This is a genomic window from Xanthomonas sp. 3498, from assembly GCF_014199795.1.
In the GTDB taxonomy this organism is placed as follows: domain Bacteria; phylum Pseudomonadota; class Gammaproteobacteria; order Xanthomonadales; family Xanthomonadaceae; genus Xanthomonas_A; species Xanthomonas_A rydalmerensis.
The window spans coordinates 232,505-247,483 of record NZ_JACHOH010000005.1 but is presented as its reverse complement, the minus strand read 5'-3'; the positions used below and the strand labels follow the sequence as shown (position 1 = coordinate 247,483).

Genomic DNA, 14,979 nt, shown 5'->3' with positions numbered 1-14,979 from the left:
GCTCAGGCCTGCCGCGGACGCAGTTTCTCGAGCACGCCGTCCAGCGTGTCCAGGTCGGTGTAGTGGATCACCAGCTTGCCCTTGCCGCCGCGGCCGTGGGCGATGGACACCTTGGTCCCCAGCGACTCGGACAGCTCGGTCTCCAGCGAGGCGATGTCGGCCTGCGGCGCGGTGCGCGCCGGCTTGGCCTTGCGGTTGCTCGGCACCTTGCCGGCGGCGAACTGCTGCGCGCGGTGCTCGACCTCGCGCACCGACCAGCCCTGGTCGGCGGCGTCGGAGGCCAGGCGACTGGCCAGCTCCGGCGACAGCGTCAGCAAGGCACGCGCATGGCCCATCTCCAGGCGCCGCGCTTCCAGCAGCGCGCGGATCGCCGGCGGCAGTTCCAGCAGGCGCAGCAGGTTGGACACCGAGGCGCGCGAGCGGCCGACGGCCTCGGCGGCCTCGGCGTGGGTCAGCGAGAATTCGTCGATCAGCCGCTGCAGCGCCTGCGCCTCTTCCAGCGGATTGAGGTCCTCGCGCTGGATGTTCTCGATCAGCGCCATGGCGATGACGGTGCGGTCGTCGAGCTCGCGCACCACCACCGGCACGTCGCTGAGGCCGGCCAGTTGCGAGGCGCGCCAGCGGCGCTCGCCGGCGACGATCTCGAAGCTGCCCGGCGCCAGTTCGCGGGCGACGATCGGCTGGATCACGCCCTGCGCCTTGATCGACTCGGCCAGCTCCTGCAGCTTGGCCTCGTCCATTTCCTGGCGCGGCTGGTACTTGCCCGGCTGCAGTTGCCCGACCGGCAGGCGGCGCAGGCTCTCGCCCGGCTGCAGCTCGGCGGTGGGCGCCGGCGCGGCCGCGCCCTTCGGCCCCAGCAGCGCTTCCAGGCCACGGCCGAGGCCGCGCTTCTTCGCTCCGAGGGCGGGGGGCTTGGCACTCATCAGTACGTCTCCATGGCCGGCACCGGCCGATTGCGTTCGTTGCGGCGGCGCACGATCTCGCCGGCCAGTCCCAGGTAGGCGACGCCGCCACGCGAGGTGCGGTCGTAGCCGACGATGCTCTGGCCATGGCTGGGCGCCTCGGCCAGGCGCACGTTGCGCGGCACGATGGTGCGGAACACCTTGTCGCCGAAGTGGTTGGTTAGCTCCGCCGACACCGCGTTGGCCAGGTTGTTGCGCACGTCGAACATGGTGCGCAGCACGCCTTCGATCTCCAGCGCCGGGTTCAGCTCGGCGCGCAGCGCCTCGATGGTTTCCAGCAGCGCGGTCAGTCCTTCCAGCGCGTAGTACTCGCACTGCATCGGCACGATCACCGAATCGGCGGCGGTCAGCGCGTTCAGGGTCAGCAGCGACAGCGCCGGCGGGCAGTCGATCAGGATGAAGTCGTAGGCCTCGCGCAGCGGCGCCAGCGCGGTCTTCAGCCGCTGCTCGCGCGCCGGCTGGTCCATCAGCTGGATCTCGGCGGCGGTGAGATCGATGTTGCCCGGCAGCAGGTCGAAGCCCTCCGGCGCGGTCACCCGGATCTGTTCGGCGCTGCTCTCGCCGAGCAGCACGTCGCAGGTGGAGGCAGCCAGCTCGCGCTTGTCGATGCCGCTGCCCATCGTCGCATTGCCCTGCGAGTCCAGGTCCACCAGCAGGACGCGCTGCGACTGCCGCGCCAGCGACGCGGCCAGGTTGACCGCGGTGGTGGTCTTGCCGACGCCGCCCTTCTGGTTGGCGATGGCGATGATGCGGGCCATGCGGGAGCCTCGTCGGCGATGGGGTGGGACCGGGCATTATGCGGTCACAGCCCCCCATGGCGGAAATCGGGGCCGGCCGCGGCCGCCGCTCAACCGCGCTCGACCACCACCAGGTGGCGGTCGGCGCCCCCCAGGCCGGGGACCTGCAGCGGGTGCACCGTCGGCGCCACCCAGCCCGGCGGCAGCGCGGCGATCTCCTCGTCCGGGCGTACGCCCTTCATCGCCAGCAGCCGCCCGCCCGGGCGCAGCAGGTGGCCGCCGACGGCGACGATGCCGGCCAGCGTATCCAGCGCGCGCGCGGTCAGCAGGTCGTAGGCGCCGGGCTCGTCCAGCGCCTCGGCGCGCGACTCGGCCACCCGCACGTTGTCCAGGCGCAGCTGGCGCACCGCCTCGCGCAGGAACCGCGCCTTCTTGCCGTTGCTCTCCACCAGGGTCACCCGCAACTGCGGCCGCGCGATCGCCAGCGGGATCCCGGGCAGTCCGGGACCGGTACCCAGGTCGGCCAGCGCGCCCTCCTGGGCGAACGGCTGCATGGCCAGCGAATCCAGCAGATGGCGGGTCACCATCTCGTGCGGGTCGCGGATCGCGGTCAGGTTGTAGGTGCGGTTCCAGCGCGTCAGCAGCGCCAGGTAGGCCAGCAGCGGGGGCGCCAGCGCGGCAGCGTCCAGGCCTTGCGCGTGCAGGCCCTGCTCGAGCGCGAGGCGGACGGAATCGGGAAGAGAGGCATCGGTCATCGGCGGATTATCGCAGGTGGCGCCGCTGCCCGAGACGCGCGCTGCGCTAGGACGCGGTCTCGACCGGCACCTCCGCGCACCAGGCCAGCGCAGCCCGATAGCCGGGCGCGGCCTCCCATTCGTACAGGTGCCAGGCCTCGGCCGCGCCCAGCCCCGGGTCGCACCAGACCAGGCGCAGCAAGCCGCTGGCGTCCTCGGCAAAGCGCAGCCGGTGCAGGCCGAAGGCGATGCCGTGGCCGTGCGCCTTGAGCAGCGCCTCCTTGGCGCACCACAGGCGGAAGAACACCGCCTCGCGTTCCGGCGCCGCCAGCGCGGCCAGCAGCGCGACCTCCTCAGGGTGGAAGAAGCGCTGCGCCAGTTCCAGCAGGCGCGGCCGCGGCCGCTGGCGCTCGATGTCCACGCCCAGCCGCGCGTGCGTGGCGACCGCCACTAGCAGATAGTCGCCGCTGTGGCTCCAACCGGTGTCGACGTGCGCCAAAGGTGCGTGCAGCCCGGGCCGGCCGCGGGCGTCGCGGCGCAGCGGCAGCTGCGCCGCCGGCACCGCCAGCTCGCCGGCCAGCAGGCGCCGCGCCTGCGCCTCGCCGGAGGTGCGCGGCGGATGCAGGCGCAACCACAGCGCCACCGGGCCGACACGCCAGTCCGGTGCTTCGGCGGCAACGGCGACAGGCGGGGGTGCGGACTCGCTCACGCCGTCGCCACAAACTGTAATGGCCACTGCGCGGTGCCTCCGGCGTTATACGGCCGCTTCACGGCGGCGCTCCTTAAATGGCGCCCACCCCACCGCTTCTGGTGCGGACCGAACCGAGGAGTCTGACGCATGGGCATCATCATCTGGTTGATCGTCGGCGGCATCGTGGGCTGGCTGGCCAGCATCATCATGCGCCGTGACGCACAGCAGGGCATCATCCTGAATATCGTGGTCGGCATCGTCGGCGCGATGATCGCCGGCTGGCTGTTCGGCGGCGGCATCAACCAGGCGATCACCCTGTGGACGTTCCTGTACTCGTTGATCGGCGCCATCATCCTGCTGGCGATCGTCAACCTGTTCACCCGCGGCCGCGCGCGCTGACGCAGCGCCCTCGCCGCTTGCGCAAACGCCCGGTTCGCCGGGCGTTTTGCGTTTTCGGCCCGGCTCACGGCGCAGCGCGGTCGGCCGGATGCCGCACGCCGTCCTCGACCGGCACCGCGATGGTCAGCGCGTACGGGTCCACGCCCTCCAGGCAGCCAACGTTGTAGCCGTACAGGCTGGGATCGGAGCGGCGCCGATGATGCGTGTAGATCCCGCAGGTGCCGCAGAAGTAGTGCTGCGCGGTGTGGGTGTGGAACTGGTACAAGCGCAGCGCCTGCTCGCCCTGGCGGACATGCAGGGCCGCCAGCGGCACCGAGGCGACGATGGCGCCGCGGCGCCGGCACAGCGAGCAGTTGCAGCGGCGCGGGTCGACGATGCCGTGCGGCAGTTCCAGGTCGATCTGCACCGCACCGCAGTGGCAACTGAGCCGATGCAGCGGCGCGATCGCGGTGTCGCCGACCTTGTCGATGCAGCGGCGCACATGGCGCTCGCTCATGCCGCCGGCTCCAGCTCGACCCAGGCCGGCGCGTGGTCGCTGGGGCGGTCCCAGCTGCGCGGCTCGCGGTCGATGCCGGCGCCGCGGGTGCGCGCCTTCAGCGCCTCGGACACCAGGGTCAGGTCGATGCGCAGGCCCAGGTCGCGGCGGAAACCGGCCTGGCGGTAATCCCACCAGCTGAAGATGCCGCCGTCGGCGTGGTGCAGGCGGAAGCCGTCGTGCAGGCCGAGCGCGAGCAGCTTGTGCAGGGCGCCGCGCTCGGCGGTGGAGGTGAGGATGTGGTTGTCGCTCCACACCAGCGGATCGTGTACGTCGCGCGCGTCCGGGGCGATGTTGAAGTCGCCCAGCACCACCAGCCGCGGATGCCGCTGCAGCTCGTCGGCCAGCCAGGCGTGCACCGCTTCCAGCCAACGCAGCTTGTAGGCGTACTTGTCGGTGCCCACGTCCTGGCCGTTGACCACGTAAAGATTGACGATGCGCAGGTCGCCGACAGTGGCGGCGATGGCGCGCTTCTGTTCGTCCTCCAGGCCCGGCACGCCGATCTGTACGTCGCTGATCGGCAGGCGCGACAGGATCGCCACGCCGTTGTAGGTCTTCTGCCCGGCGAACACGCTGCGGTAGCCGGCCTCGGCCAGCGCGGTGTCGGGAAACTTGTGGTCTTCCAGCTTGGTCTCCTGGATCCCGACCACGTCCGGCGCGAACGCGGCCAGCCACTGTTGCAGGTGCGGCAGGCGCACGTTGAGCGAGTTGACGTTCCAGCTGGCGATCTTCAAGGGAAATCCGGGACGGGGAAGCCGGCCGCTATTCTGACCGCAGCCGCCGCGGCGGCCAAACCGCGGGCACCAGGCCGTTCAGCGCCGCGCGCAGCACTGCGCGAACAGCGCAGGCGCCAGGTTCAGCGCCTGCTGCCGCTGCGCCTCGTTCAAGCCGTCGAGCAGCTCCTCGGCACCGAGCGCCTGGTCCGGCGGCGGGAACGGCCGCTCCGGCGCCTGCCGCGCGGCCAGTTGCCAGGCCGCGGCGTACGGCGGATCGGCCACCGCCAGCCAGGGCGCGCGCAGCAGTTGCGCCAAGGCGTCGATCGACGTGCGGTCGCCATGCAGCGCGCGATCTTCCAGTTGCGTCACCACGTCCTCGGCATCGTGCTCGTCGGCGGCCGACAGCGGCGTGCGGTGCCCGTCCGCGTCGACGCTGCCGGCGCGCGCGAGCAGTTGCGCCACCCGCTGCGCCAGCAACTGGCGTTGCGCATCGGCATCACCGCGCGCCGCGGCGCTGCGCAGCATCGCCTCGACCTGCGCGGCATCGAGCCCGGCAACGCCACGGCAGGCGGCGAGACGTTGCCGCTCGGCCGCCCGTCTCGCCGCAGCGGCCGCGGCGTCCTCGGCGTCTGCGCCCGGCAGCAATGCCGGACGGGACGGCGGCGCCTGCGCGCGTTGCCGGCAATCCAGCGCCAGCAGCGCGATGGCGGACAGGCGCTGCGCCTCGCTGGTGCCGGCCGCCAGTGCCGTACCGGGCGGCGTGGTCGCGGACGTCGGCAGCGGCGACGATGCTGCAGACCGCGGCAGCGCCGGCGCTTGCGCCTTGTTCGCGGCGACGGCCGGCGCGGCCGTCGGCTGTATCAGCTTCGCCGCGAGCGTGAGCGCGGCCACCCCCACCACCACCGCGCCGCCGAACCAAAGCAGCGCACGCCGCATCGCCGCCATGCTCAGTGCGCCGCCGCCGTGTAGGCGTCGCGGTCGAACGCCATCGGCTGCGCCTGGCGCAGGCGCTGCATGGCGTCGGCCGCGGCCTGCTCGCGCAACTGCAGGTCGATCTGCCCGCGCACCGCCTCGAAGCGCGCCGCGGTCTTCGCATCCAGGCGGATCAGGTGATAGCCGTCGGGTCCGCGCACCGGCGCGGAGACCCGCTCCACCGCCAGCTGGCGGATCGGCGCATCGAACGCATCGGCCAGATAGCGGCCGAAGGTCGGCGACAGCTGCCCGCCCTCGCCGGCGGTGGCGGTGTCGTCGGACTCGTGCATCGCCAGGGTGGCGAAGTCGGCGCCGCCATCGAGCTGGCGCTTGAGCGCCTCGGCGCGCTGCAACGCCTGTGCCTCGGTCAGGATGTGCCCGCTGCGCGGCCCGCCCTGCGGGTGCAGCGCAACGAACAGGTGGCGCAGGTGGTACTCGGTGTAGTCGTCCGGATGCGCGGCGAACTGCCGGCGCAGCATCGCCTCGTCGATGTGCGCGTCGGCGCCGAGCCGCGCCTGCGCGGCCTCGGCCAGGATCGCATCGGCGGCGCGGCGCAGGCGCGCGGCCACCACCGGGTCGTCCTGCAGATGCTGTTGCCGGGCCTGGTCGAGCAGGATGGCGCGGTCGGCGAAGCGGCGCACCACGGAGGCGTCGTCGATGCCGGCGTCGCCGCGCGTGGCGTCGCCGGCCAGGGCGCGGTATTCGCTGGCGGTGAACTGCTGCGCACCGACGCGCAGCACCACCGGATCGGCGGTGGCGGTCTCGGCGGCCGGCGCGGCCAGGACGGCGAACGCGGCCACCGCGCACGTGACCAGGGTGATGGACCTGGCCACGGCGGACGTTGCGAAAGACAGGGACATGCGCTTCTCCAGGAGTGAAGAGGGCGGCACGCGACGCCGGAGCGTCGCGGCCGCAACGAGGCGGCCGACACGGGGCCGGCCGCCAGGACCTGCAAGGACTCAGTCGTGCTTGCCGCGCGCCTTCAGGTACGCGATCGCCGCCTTCGGGTCGTCGGAGGTGATCAGGCTGAACGCCTCCTGGTTGACGATGAAGTTGAGATCGCCACGGTTGTCGGCGGTGTCGCGGCCGCCGGAGTAGGAGAAATAGAGGTCAGACAGCTGATAGCAGCAGGCGCCGCTGTTCTGGTAGAACTTCCCGGCCAGCGGGCTGTCCGGAATCGCCTGGAACACGCCGACGCGCACGCCACGCTCGCGCACGCGGTCGGCCTGGCCCTGCAGCAGGCCACCGAGCTGCTTGACGTTGATCTCCATCGCCTCCTTGGTATCGCTCCAGGCCGATATGGCGTTGTCGACATTGATCTTGGTCAGCATGTTGGTGGTGAACACCGGAATGCCGACCATGCTGGTGGTGTCGGCGCGGAACGCCGAGCGGCTCGGGTACAGGGTGGCATTGACCTTGGCCGCGACGAAGTTGGACGCACCCACCGAGAACGCGGCATCGGCCGCACGCGACACCGCACGCACCGAGGCGGCGTCCTTGATGTCGAACACGATCGGGGTCTTCAGGCCGTGCTGCTTGAAGTAGGAGAACAGCTCGTCCACGCGCGGCACGTGGTAGCCGGTAGTGGTGCGGCGGTCGGGGGTCAGCAGGAACAGGCCGCTGACCACCGACCACGGGGTCACGGTGATCGACGGGTTGTAGCCCTGGTTGCTCATCGGGTCGTACTTGGTTTCGCCGGCACGGCTGGTCCACACGTTGGTGGTGCGACCGAGGTTCCAGTCGTGCAGCACCACCGGCACGCCGTCGCTGGTCATCTTGATGTCCAGCTCCACGCCGTCCATGCACTGGTCGTTGGCCAGCTGCAGCGAACCGCGCGAGTTTTCCGGCATGTCGGGGAAGTTGCCGTACTTGCCCCACAGACCGCGGTGGGCCAGCACGACGCTGTCGCCGCTGCTGTCGCCGAACAGGATGTTGCTCATCTTGGTACCGACGGTGTCGTTGCAGTTGGCCATCGCCAGCTGCGGCACGACGGCCAGGGTCACCAGGGCGCCGAGCACGCGGCAGGCGCGCGCCAGGGGCGAGGGAACGAATGCGATCTTCATTGGGCTGCGTCCGGTTCTGAAGGAAAGGGGGAGACACGGGGGGGACGAGCGCCGGTCAGGTCGACGCATGGCGGCATCTCGTGTGTTGCGCTCCGCACGGACGTCTCGCGCAGGAGCCTGAGCCACCGTGATCGGCGGCGGCGTCGGGCGAGAACCTAATAACTTACTGTGAATTATTTATTTCCATGGTGCGACCCGGTGCGGGACTGTGGACTGCGCCCCGATTTGGTGCAGTTTCGGTCCCGCGATGGGCCCTGGTGGCGGGAGTTCGGACACCGCCTTGTGCGCGCGCTGCCGTCGGGAGCGCGCTAGCTGCATCGAGGACGTGCCGGTCGCGGCTGAAGCACGCCTCCAGTCATCGCCGCTGTTGCCGCGACATGGCGAGACACGTGGTTACGTTGTGGGAGCGGCTTCAGCCGTGACGAGGCGTTACCGGCCAGGCTGTCGCGGTGAAGCCAAATCGCCCCGCCCTGCACCCGCACCTGGACGTCGGCTGCGCCCCGCTCACCGCACCAGGAACGAGAGCATGCGCGCGATCCGCGCATACGGCGGTTTCAGCAGGTCGCTGCCGGCGCGGCGCGACTGCCACAGGACCGGCAGCGCCTTGCTGAAGGCGTCGAAGCCGGCACGACCGTGATAGGCGCCCATGCCGCTGGGGCCGATGCCGCCGAACGGCAGCGCGTTGGCGGCGAAATGCAGCAGGCTGTCGTTGACGGTGACCCCGCCGGCGATCGTGGCGTGCAGGATGGTCTCGATCCGCGCACGGTCGTGGCTGAAGGGATACAGCGCCAGTGGCCGGTCGCGGCTGTTGATCTCGGCGATGGCCGCATCCAGGGAGCGGTAGCTGCGCACCGGCAGGATCGGGCCGAAGATCTCCTCCTGCATCAGCAGCGCGTCGTCGCCCGGCTGCAGCACTAGCGTGGGCACGATCAACCGCTCGCGCTCGGCACGTTCGCGCTCCACCGTGGCCAGTTCGATGACCTCCAGACCGCGCGCACGGGCATCGTCCAGATAGCTGCGCAGGCGCCGGTACTGGCCCTCGTTGACGATGCGGGTGTAGTCCTCGGCGCTGGCGAAATCGCCGTAGCGCGCCAGCACCTGCGCGCGCAGCGCCTGCACCAGCGCCGCCTCGCGGCCGGCGTCGATCAGCACGTAGTCCGGGGCGATGCAGGTCTGCCCGGCGTTGAACCACTTGCCGGTGGCCAGGCGCGCGGCGGCCTGTTCCAGTGGGTAGTCGGCGCAGACGATGGCCGGCGACTTGCCGCCCAGTTCCAGGGTCAGCGGGGTCAGGTTGGCGGCGGCGGCCGCCATCACCTTGCGCCCGACCGCGGTGGAGCCGGTGAACACCAGGTGGTCCAGCGGCAGCGCGGCGAACGCCGACGCCACTTCGGCACCGCCCAGCGCCACCGCCACGCGCTGCGGCGGGAACACCTCGGCCAGCAGCGACTGCAGGAACTGCGCGCTGCGCGGGGTGTGCTCGGAGGGTTTCAGGTAGACGTGGTTGCCGGCGGCGATGGCGGTGGCCAGCGGGATCAGCGCCAGGTTGACCGGGTAGTTCCAGGGCGCGATCACCCCGACCACGCCGACCGGCACCGGCCGCACTTCCGCGCGTGCCGGCCACAGCCGCCAGCCGGCGCCGACCCGCTGCGGGCGCATCCAGCGCTTGAGGTGGCGCAGCAGGTGGTCGATCTCGCCAAGCACGGTCATGCCGTCGGCGAGCAGCGATTCATGGCGCGAACGGTGGCCGAAATCGGCGGCGATGGCATCGGCCATCTCCGGCAGCCGCCGCTTCAGCGCCGCGCGCAAGCGCAGCAGGTCCTCGCGGCGCTGCGTCCGCTCCGGCTTGGCCGATTGCCAGGCCGCGCGCAGGCGCTGCAGGGTGACTGGCAGGGCGGCCAGCGGCGTGTCGGCGGAAGCGGCATCGGCAACGGGGGTCGGCATGGGCGCACTATACGATGGCGGTTGCGGGTGTCGTGCGCGTCAGTCGCAGGGCAGCGGCACGACCGAGACCCTGAGGTTTCACAGCGGGTCGCGTCGGGACTGAAGTCCCTCCCACAAGGGGCGCGCCAGCATCGCCGCGGACTGAAGTGCCACCTGTGGGAGGGACTTCAGTCCCGGCCCGATGGAGCTGGGCACGCGAGACGCTGTGCTCCGGCTACGCCGGTTCTTCCAGCAACCACGCCTGCAACTGCGCCAGCGAGGCGACTTCATGGTGCGGCACGATGCCCTCCGCCGCCGCCGCGCCGTGCGCATTGAACCAGCAGGTGTGCAGGCCCGCGGCCAGGCCGCCGCCGATGTCCGCCTGCGGGTTGTCGCCGACCATCAGCACCTGCGCCGGCGGCGGATCGCCCAGTTGCGCCAGCGCGTGCGCGAAGATCCCCGGGTGCGGCTTGGCCACGCCCACCACCTCGGAAATGGCGATGACCTCGAAGCGATCGTGCAGGCCGGTGCGTTGCAGGCGCGCGTTCTGCAGTGCGCCGAAGCCATTGGTGACCAAGCCCAGACGCGCGCGCCCGCGCAAGGCGTCGAGCAGATCCACCGCACCGTCCAGCGGCGTGCACAGTTCGGCCATCGCCGCCAGGAAGGCGGTGTTCAAGGTTTCCGGCGCGGTCTGCAATCGCTGCGCCCAGTCCGCGAAACGGCGCTGCTGCAATTGCAGCGCGGTGATCGCGCCGTTCTGGTACTGCACCCACAGCGGCCGGTTGCAGGCGGTATAGGCGGCGTACTCGGCTTCGCCGAACTGCACGCCGTAGCCGGCGAACATGCGCTGCAGGCCGGCGAAGGCGTCGAAGTGGAACAGGGTGTCGTCGGCGTCGAACAGGATCCAGCGGTAGCGCATGTGGCGGCACGACGAAGGCGGCGGGCGCTCATGGTAGCGCCACCTCGCCGTGCAGACGACGACGCCGGCCCTCGGGCCGGCGTCGTGTGCGGCAACTCAGCACTGCGCTGCCGCCTGGCGCCGTCATCCGCCCGTCCGTGCCAGGTCCTCGACCAGCAACTCGTAGGCATCGGCGGTGTTGCGCTTGAGCGTATAGGACAGCGCCCGGACCTGCCGCTCGCCATAGGCATGGTCGTCGGTGCCCCGCACCACCGCCCAGTGCGACGCCTCGTGAACCAGGGTCCCCGCCTGCTCCACCGCATCCAGGGTGAAGTACGCCGCGCACAGGTAGATCCGCTGCGGATTGTTCGGCCACACGTACGCGATCGTGTCCTCGGCCTCGTGCTCGTCGAACTCGAACGCGGCCTTGCGGTCCAGCCGCTGCAGCGCCTCGACGATCTGTCGGTAGTCTCGACGGTAGCCGTCCAGATGCGCGGGGGTGCCGCGGCTGTCGAAGTGCTTGCCGACCAGGCCGGCGAGCGCCTGATCGGACAGCCCGAGGACGTGGTTGCAGAGGGCCACGGCGTTTGCCAGCGCTTTGTCGGCAACCTGGAATTCCTGTGGATTCAATGGGCGTGTCATCGTTCTGCCTCGTCATCGGCCACGTGGCCGTGACGCAAGCGTGCGGCGACCAGCACGAGCCGGCACTCGGTCAGCGCCTCAGATCGGCAGGCGCAGATACTGATGCCAAAAAGTCACGATCGCTCCAACGCAGGACGCCGGCACGAGGCCGGCGTCCTGTCGATGACCGCCGTGTCGATGGCTCAGTGACCCGACCCGCGCGAGGCGCCCAGCCCGGTCTCGGCGCGGATCTGCTGCGCCTTGAACGCGGCGCGTTCCTTGCCGGCCTGCGCGCTGCGGTCCAGCACCGAGAACAGCCAGATGCCGACGAAGCCGATCGTCACCGAGAACAACGCCGGCGAGGTGTACGGGAACGGCGCCGAGCCGGTCGGGTTGCCCAGCGTGTCCACCCACACCGACGGCGACAGCACCGTCAGCACCAGCGAGGAGATCAGGCCCAGGAAGCCGCCGATCACCGCGCCGCGGGTGGTGCAGTCCTTCCACAGCAAGGACAGGATCAGCACCGGGAAGTTGGCCGAGGCGGCGATGGCAAAGGCCAGCGACACCATGAAGGCCACGTTCTGCTTCTCGAACACGATGCCCAGCAGCACCGCGATGATGCCCAGCGCGATGGTGGTGACGCGCGACACCTTCAGCTCCGAGCCCGGGGCCGGATTGCCCTTCTTGATCACCGTGGCGTACAGATCGTGGGACACCGCCGAGGCGCCGGACAGGGTCAGGCCGGCGACCACCGCCAGGATGGTGGCGAAGGCCACCGCGGAGATGAAGCCCATGAACACGTTGCCGCCCACCGCGTTGCCGACCAGCACCGCCGCCATGTTGGCCGCACCCTTGCCGCCGTGGATGGTGCCGGTGGCGACGTCGGCGAACTGCGGGTTGGTCAGCACCAGGGCGATGGCGCCGAAGCCGATGATGAAGATCAGGATGTAGAAGTAGCCGATCCAGGTGGTGGCCCACAGCACCGACTTGCGCGCCTGCTTGGCGTCGGGGACGGTGAAGAAGCGCATCAGGATATGCGGCAGGCCGGCGGTGCCGAACATCAGCGCCATGCCGAAGGAGATCGCCGAGATCGGATCCTTGACGAAGCCGCCCGGGCCCATGATCGACAAGCCGGCACTGGCCGCCTCTTCCGGCGAGGCGCCGCCGTTGGCCGCCACCGCGGTCTTCACCCGCACGCCCTCGGCGAACAGCGCCTCGAAGCTGAAGTTGAAGTGCCACATGATCGCCACGGCCATGAAGGTCACGCCGGTCAGCAGCAGCACCGCCTTGATGATCTGCACCCAGGTGGTGGCGGTCATGCCGCCGAACAGCACGTAGACCATCATCAGCACGCCGACCAGGCTCACCGCCACCCAGTAGTCCAGGCCGAACAGCAGCTTGATCAGCGCGCCGGCGCCGACCATCTGCGCGATCAGGTAGAACAGCACCACCACCAGCGTGCCGGAGGCGGCGAAGCTGCGGATCGCGGTCGGCGCGAAACGGTAGCCGGCCACGTCGGCGAAGGTGTACTTGCCGAGGTTGCGCAGGCGCTCGGCCATCAGGAAGGTCAGGATCGGCCAGCCGACCAAAAAGCCGATGGCGTAGATCAGGCCGTCGTAGCCGTTGGTCATCACCGCCGCGGTGATGCCCAGGAACGAGGCCGCCGACATGTAGTCGCCGGCGATCGCCAGGCCGTTCTGGAAGCCGGTGATGCCGCCGCCGGCGGTGTAGAAGTCGGATGCCGAGCGGGTCTTCTTCGCCGCCCATTTGGTGATCCACAGCGTGCCGGCGACGAAGAAGGCGAACATTCCGATCGCCACCCAGTTGGTCGGCTGCTTGTCGGTCTGGCCGACATCGCCGCCCGCGGCCAGGGCCGCGCCGGCCGGCAGCAGCGCGGCCAGCAGCAGCAGAAGGAAGCGCAGGTGCTTGCTCATTGGCGGGCGTCCTCGAGGATGTCGGCGGTCAGCTGGTCGTACACGGTGTTGGCGCGACGCACGTAGATCGCGGTGATGGCGATGGTGAAGACCATCACCCCGATCGCGATCGGAATGCCGATGGTGGTGACGCCGCTGCCCATCGGCTGGGCCAGGAACGCCTTGTCGAAGGCGATCAGGCCGATGAAGCCGAAGTAGGCCAGCAACATCAGGATGGTCAGCGTCCAGCCCAGCGCGTTGCGCTGGCGCTTGAGCGCGTGGTACTTCGGATTGACGTCGATCTTGGCGATCAGCGCGTCGTTGGAGAGGGTCATGTGGTGACTCCGGAAAGTGGCCGCGGCGCGGATCAGAAGCTGTACTTGGTGGTGAACTGCAGGCGGGTGATGTCGCCCTTGGCGCCGCTTTCGATCTCGCGCTTGCCGTACATCAGCTCGGCACCGATATCGACCTTGGGCAACGGCGAGTAGAAGACGTTGCCGCGGATGCTCTGCACGCTCTTGGTCACGCCCAGGCCGGTGCGCGCGGTGTCGTTGTCGTAGTCGCTGCGCGCGTAGATCAGGTTGGTGCGCAGCTTGGGCGAAAACGCGTGGCGCCAGCCGACATAGCCGGCGACCACCCCGACCGTGTCCAGGTCGCGGTCGGCGGCGTCGTACACCGCGTTCTGGGCGATGCCCAGGCCGATGTAGCGGCCGATGCCTTCGCCGCCGGTAAGCTGGTAGAACAGGCTGTCGCTGTCGCTGGCCACCCACTTGCCGCCCAGGGTCAGGCCGCCGGAGGCCTTGCTGGCGTCGGCACCGGTGGCGCGGTTGTCGACCTTCTGCTGGCCGACCACGCCGGCGACGCCGAAGCTGCCCCAGTCGCCCTTCCAGCCGTAGCGCACGGTCAGGTCAGGCAGCGCGCCGCGGTCGGAGCTGGTGGTGCTGACCACGCCAGCCACGCTGCGCGTGTACAGGGTGGTTTCCGGATTCTCCAGGGCGATGCTGAAGCCGCCGTTGGTGTAGCGCACCTGCGCCTGCCGCACGAACACCACGCCATCGGTGGGGCCGATGAAGTCGGCCGCTTCCGGCAGCGCCGCCGGATCCATGAAGTTGGACCAGGTCTGGCCGGCCAGCCAGTGGTTCCAGTACATGTAGGCATGGCGCAGGGTGGCGCCGTAGGTGTTGGTGGCGGTCTGAGTTCCCAGGGAATTGCCGAAGAAATCCAGCTCCACCAGCGCGCCGGCCTTGTTGCCGCCGTCGGTGACGCTGTCCACGCCGAAGTTGATCCGCGAGAACTTGGCGTGGGCGTTGTAGTCGGTGCCGGACTTGGCGCCGCCCACCGGCGTCTGCCCGGGCAGGTACAGCGCGCGGCCGGTGGCGTCGTCGGCGAGCTGGCCGTCGCCGGTGCGGGTGGCCAGGAAGTCGGCCTTGATGAAGCCACCGACCTTGAAGGTGGTGCCGGGCGTGGCCCCCGGGGTGATCGTGGTGACCTGGATCGGCGCCTTGCCGGCCGGCGGTGCCGGGGCGGGCGGCGGCGGTGCGGCCTGGGTCGAGCGGACCGCGGCGACCTCGGTTTGGGTCTGCGCGATCTGCCCCTGCTGCTGTTGCTGCGCGGACAGCAGTTGCTGTACCTGCCGCTCCAGCTCGGCCACGCGGGTCTCCAGCGCCTGTTCGCGCGCCGAGGGTTTGCCTTGGGCGAAGGCCGCGCCAGGCGCGACCAGGGCCACCAACAGCGCGGCCGCCAACGGGCGACGCGCCAAGGATGCGATGCGGTTGCTCATTACTCCCTCCCGAATAATGGATCGCCGCACGCACAGGC

Annotated in this window: 16 protein-coding genes; 1 reads left to right on the top strand and 15 read right to left on the bottom strand. The window is 70.4% G+C overall.

Going from position 1 to position 14,979, the window contains the following annotated elements; translation table 11 throughout:
- Positions 1–2: 2 nt before the first annotated feature.
- The 4 genes from GGR66_RS15655 to GGR66_RS15640 form a co-directional block, all read right to left on the bottom strand.
- The gene (locus tag GGR66_RS15655) at positions 3–923 is read right to left on the bottom strand and encodes a ParB/RepB/Spo0J family partition protein (protein ID WP_160969523.1); all 921 of its coding nucleotides are present in this window, start codon (positions 921–923) and stop codon (positions 3–5) included.
- Positions 923–1,720 carry an AAA family ATPase gene (locus tag GGR66_RS15650; RefSeq protein WP_160969525.1) on the bottom strand — a complete coding sequence of 266 codons (798 nt, stop codon included), beginning with the start codon at positions 1,718–1,720 and terminating at the stop codon, positions 923–925. The genes GGR66_RS15655 and GGR66_RS15650 overlap by 1 nt, the downstream gene beginning before the upstream one ends.
- A gap of 89 nt (positions 1,721–1,809) precedes the next feature.
- Positions 1,810–2,454: a 16S rRNA (guanine(527)-N(7))-methyltransferase RsmG gene (rsmG, locus tag GGR66_RS15645; protein WP_184448914.1), complete on the bottom strand. Its 645-nt coding sequence runs from the start codon at positions 2,452–2,454 to the stop codon at positions 1,810–1,812.
- A 46-nt stretch (positions 2,455–2,500) separates the two neighbouring features.
- On the bottom strand, positions 2,501–3,142 hold the full coding sequence (locus tag GGR66_RS15640; protein WP_184448913.1) for a 4'-phosphopantetheinyl transferase superfamily protein: 642 nt from the start codon (positions 3,140–3,142) through the stop codon (positions 2,501–2,503).
- 129 nt (positions 3,143–3,271) lie between these two features.
- Between GGR66_RS15640 and GGR66_RS15635 the strand changes: the two genes are divergently transcribed.
- Positions 3,272–3,523, top strand: coding sequence for a GlsB/YeaQ/YmgE family stress response membrane protein (locus GGR66_RS15635; RefSeq protein WP_184448912.1), 252 nt, complete (start codon positions 3,272–3,274; stop codon positions 3,521–3,523).
- Between the two features lie 64 nt (positions 3,524–3,587).
- On the opposite strand, the gene GGR66_RS15630 is transcribed toward GGR66_RS15635, so the two are convergent.
- The 11 genes from GGR66_RS15630 to GGR66_RS15580 form a co-directional block, all read right to left on the bottom strand.
- Positions 3,588–4,019, bottom strand: a complete 432-nt coding sequence (locus GGR66_RS15630; RefSeq protein WP_184448911.1) for a GFA family protein — start codon at positions 4,017–4,019, stop codon at positions 3,588–3,590.
- A complete protein-coding gene (xth, locus tag GGR66_RS15625; RefSeq protein ID WP_184448910.1) occupies positions 4,016–4,792 on the bottom strand; it encodes an exodeoxyribonuclease III in 777 nt (258 codons plus the stop codon). The genes GGR66_RS15630 and xth overlap by 4 nt, the downstream gene beginning before the upstream one ends.
- Positions 4,793–4,870: 78 nt before the next feature.
- Positions 4,871–5,710 carry a hypothetical protein gene (locus tag GGR66_RS15620; RefSeq protein WP_184448909.1) on the bottom strand — a complete coding sequence of 280 codons (840 nt, stop codon included), beginning with the start codon at positions 5,708–5,710 and terminating at the stop codon, positions 4,871–4,873.
- A gap of 11 nt (positions 5,711–5,721) precedes the next feature.
- Entirely contained in the window at positions 5,722–6,606 is an 885-nt protein-coding gene (locus GGR66_RS15615; protein WP_184448908.1) for a peptidylprolyl isomerase, read from the bottom strand.
- Between the two features lie 99 nt (positions 6,607–6,705).
- Positions 6,706–7,809, bottom strand: a complete 1,104-nt coding sequence (locus GGR66_RS15610) for a glycerophosphodiester phosphodiesterase family protein (RefSeq protein WP_184448907.1) — start codon at positions 7,807–7,809, stop codon at positions 6,706–6,708.
- A 504-nt stretch (positions 7,810–8,313) separates the two neighbouring features.
- Positions 8,314–9,750 (bottom strand): coniferyl aldehyde dehydrogenase, encoded by a 1,437-nt coding sequence (locus GGR66_RS15605; RefSeq protein ID WP_184448906.1) that lies wholly within the window; start codon positions 9,748–9,750, stop codon positions 8,314–8,316.
- Positions 9,751–9,964: 214 nt separating this feature from the next.
- The gene (gene yjjG / locus GGR66_RS15600) at positions 9,965–10,648 is read right to left on the bottom strand and encodes a pyrimidine 5'-nucleotidase (protein ID WP_184448905.1); all 684 of its coding nucleotides are present in this window, start codon (positions 10,646–10,648) and stop codon (positions 9,965–9,967) included.
- A gap of 123 nt (positions 10,649–10,771) precedes the next feature.
- Positions 10,772–11,269 (bottom strand): M35 family metallo-endopeptidase, encoded by a 498-nt coding sequence (locus tag GGR66_RS15595; protein ID WP_160969544.1) that lies wholly within the window; start codon positions 11,267–11,269, stop codon positions 10,772–10,774.
- A 182-nt stretch (positions 11,270–11,451) separates the two neighbouring features.
- Complete coding sequence (locus GGR66_RS15590; protein WP_184448904.1) at positions 11,452–13,182, bottom strand: cation acetate symporter; 1,731 nt, start codon at positions 13,180–13,182, stop codon at positions 11,452–11,454.
- Positions 13,179–13,496: a DUF485 domain-containing protein gene (locus GGR66_RS15585; protein WP_184448903.1), complete on the bottom strand. Its 318-nt coding sequence runs from the start codon at positions 13,494–13,496 to the stop codon at positions 13,179–13,181. The genes GGR66_RS15590 and GGR66_RS15585 overlap by 4 nt, the downstream gene beginning before the upstream one ends.
- 32 nt (positions 13,497–13,528) lie before the next feature.
- A complete protein-coding gene (locus GGR66_RS15580; protein ID WP_184448902.1) occupies positions 13,529–14,941 on the bottom strand; it encodes a DcaP family trimeric outer membrane transporter in 1,413 nt (470 codons plus the stop codon).
- Positions 14,942–14,979: the final 38 nt, after the last annotated feature.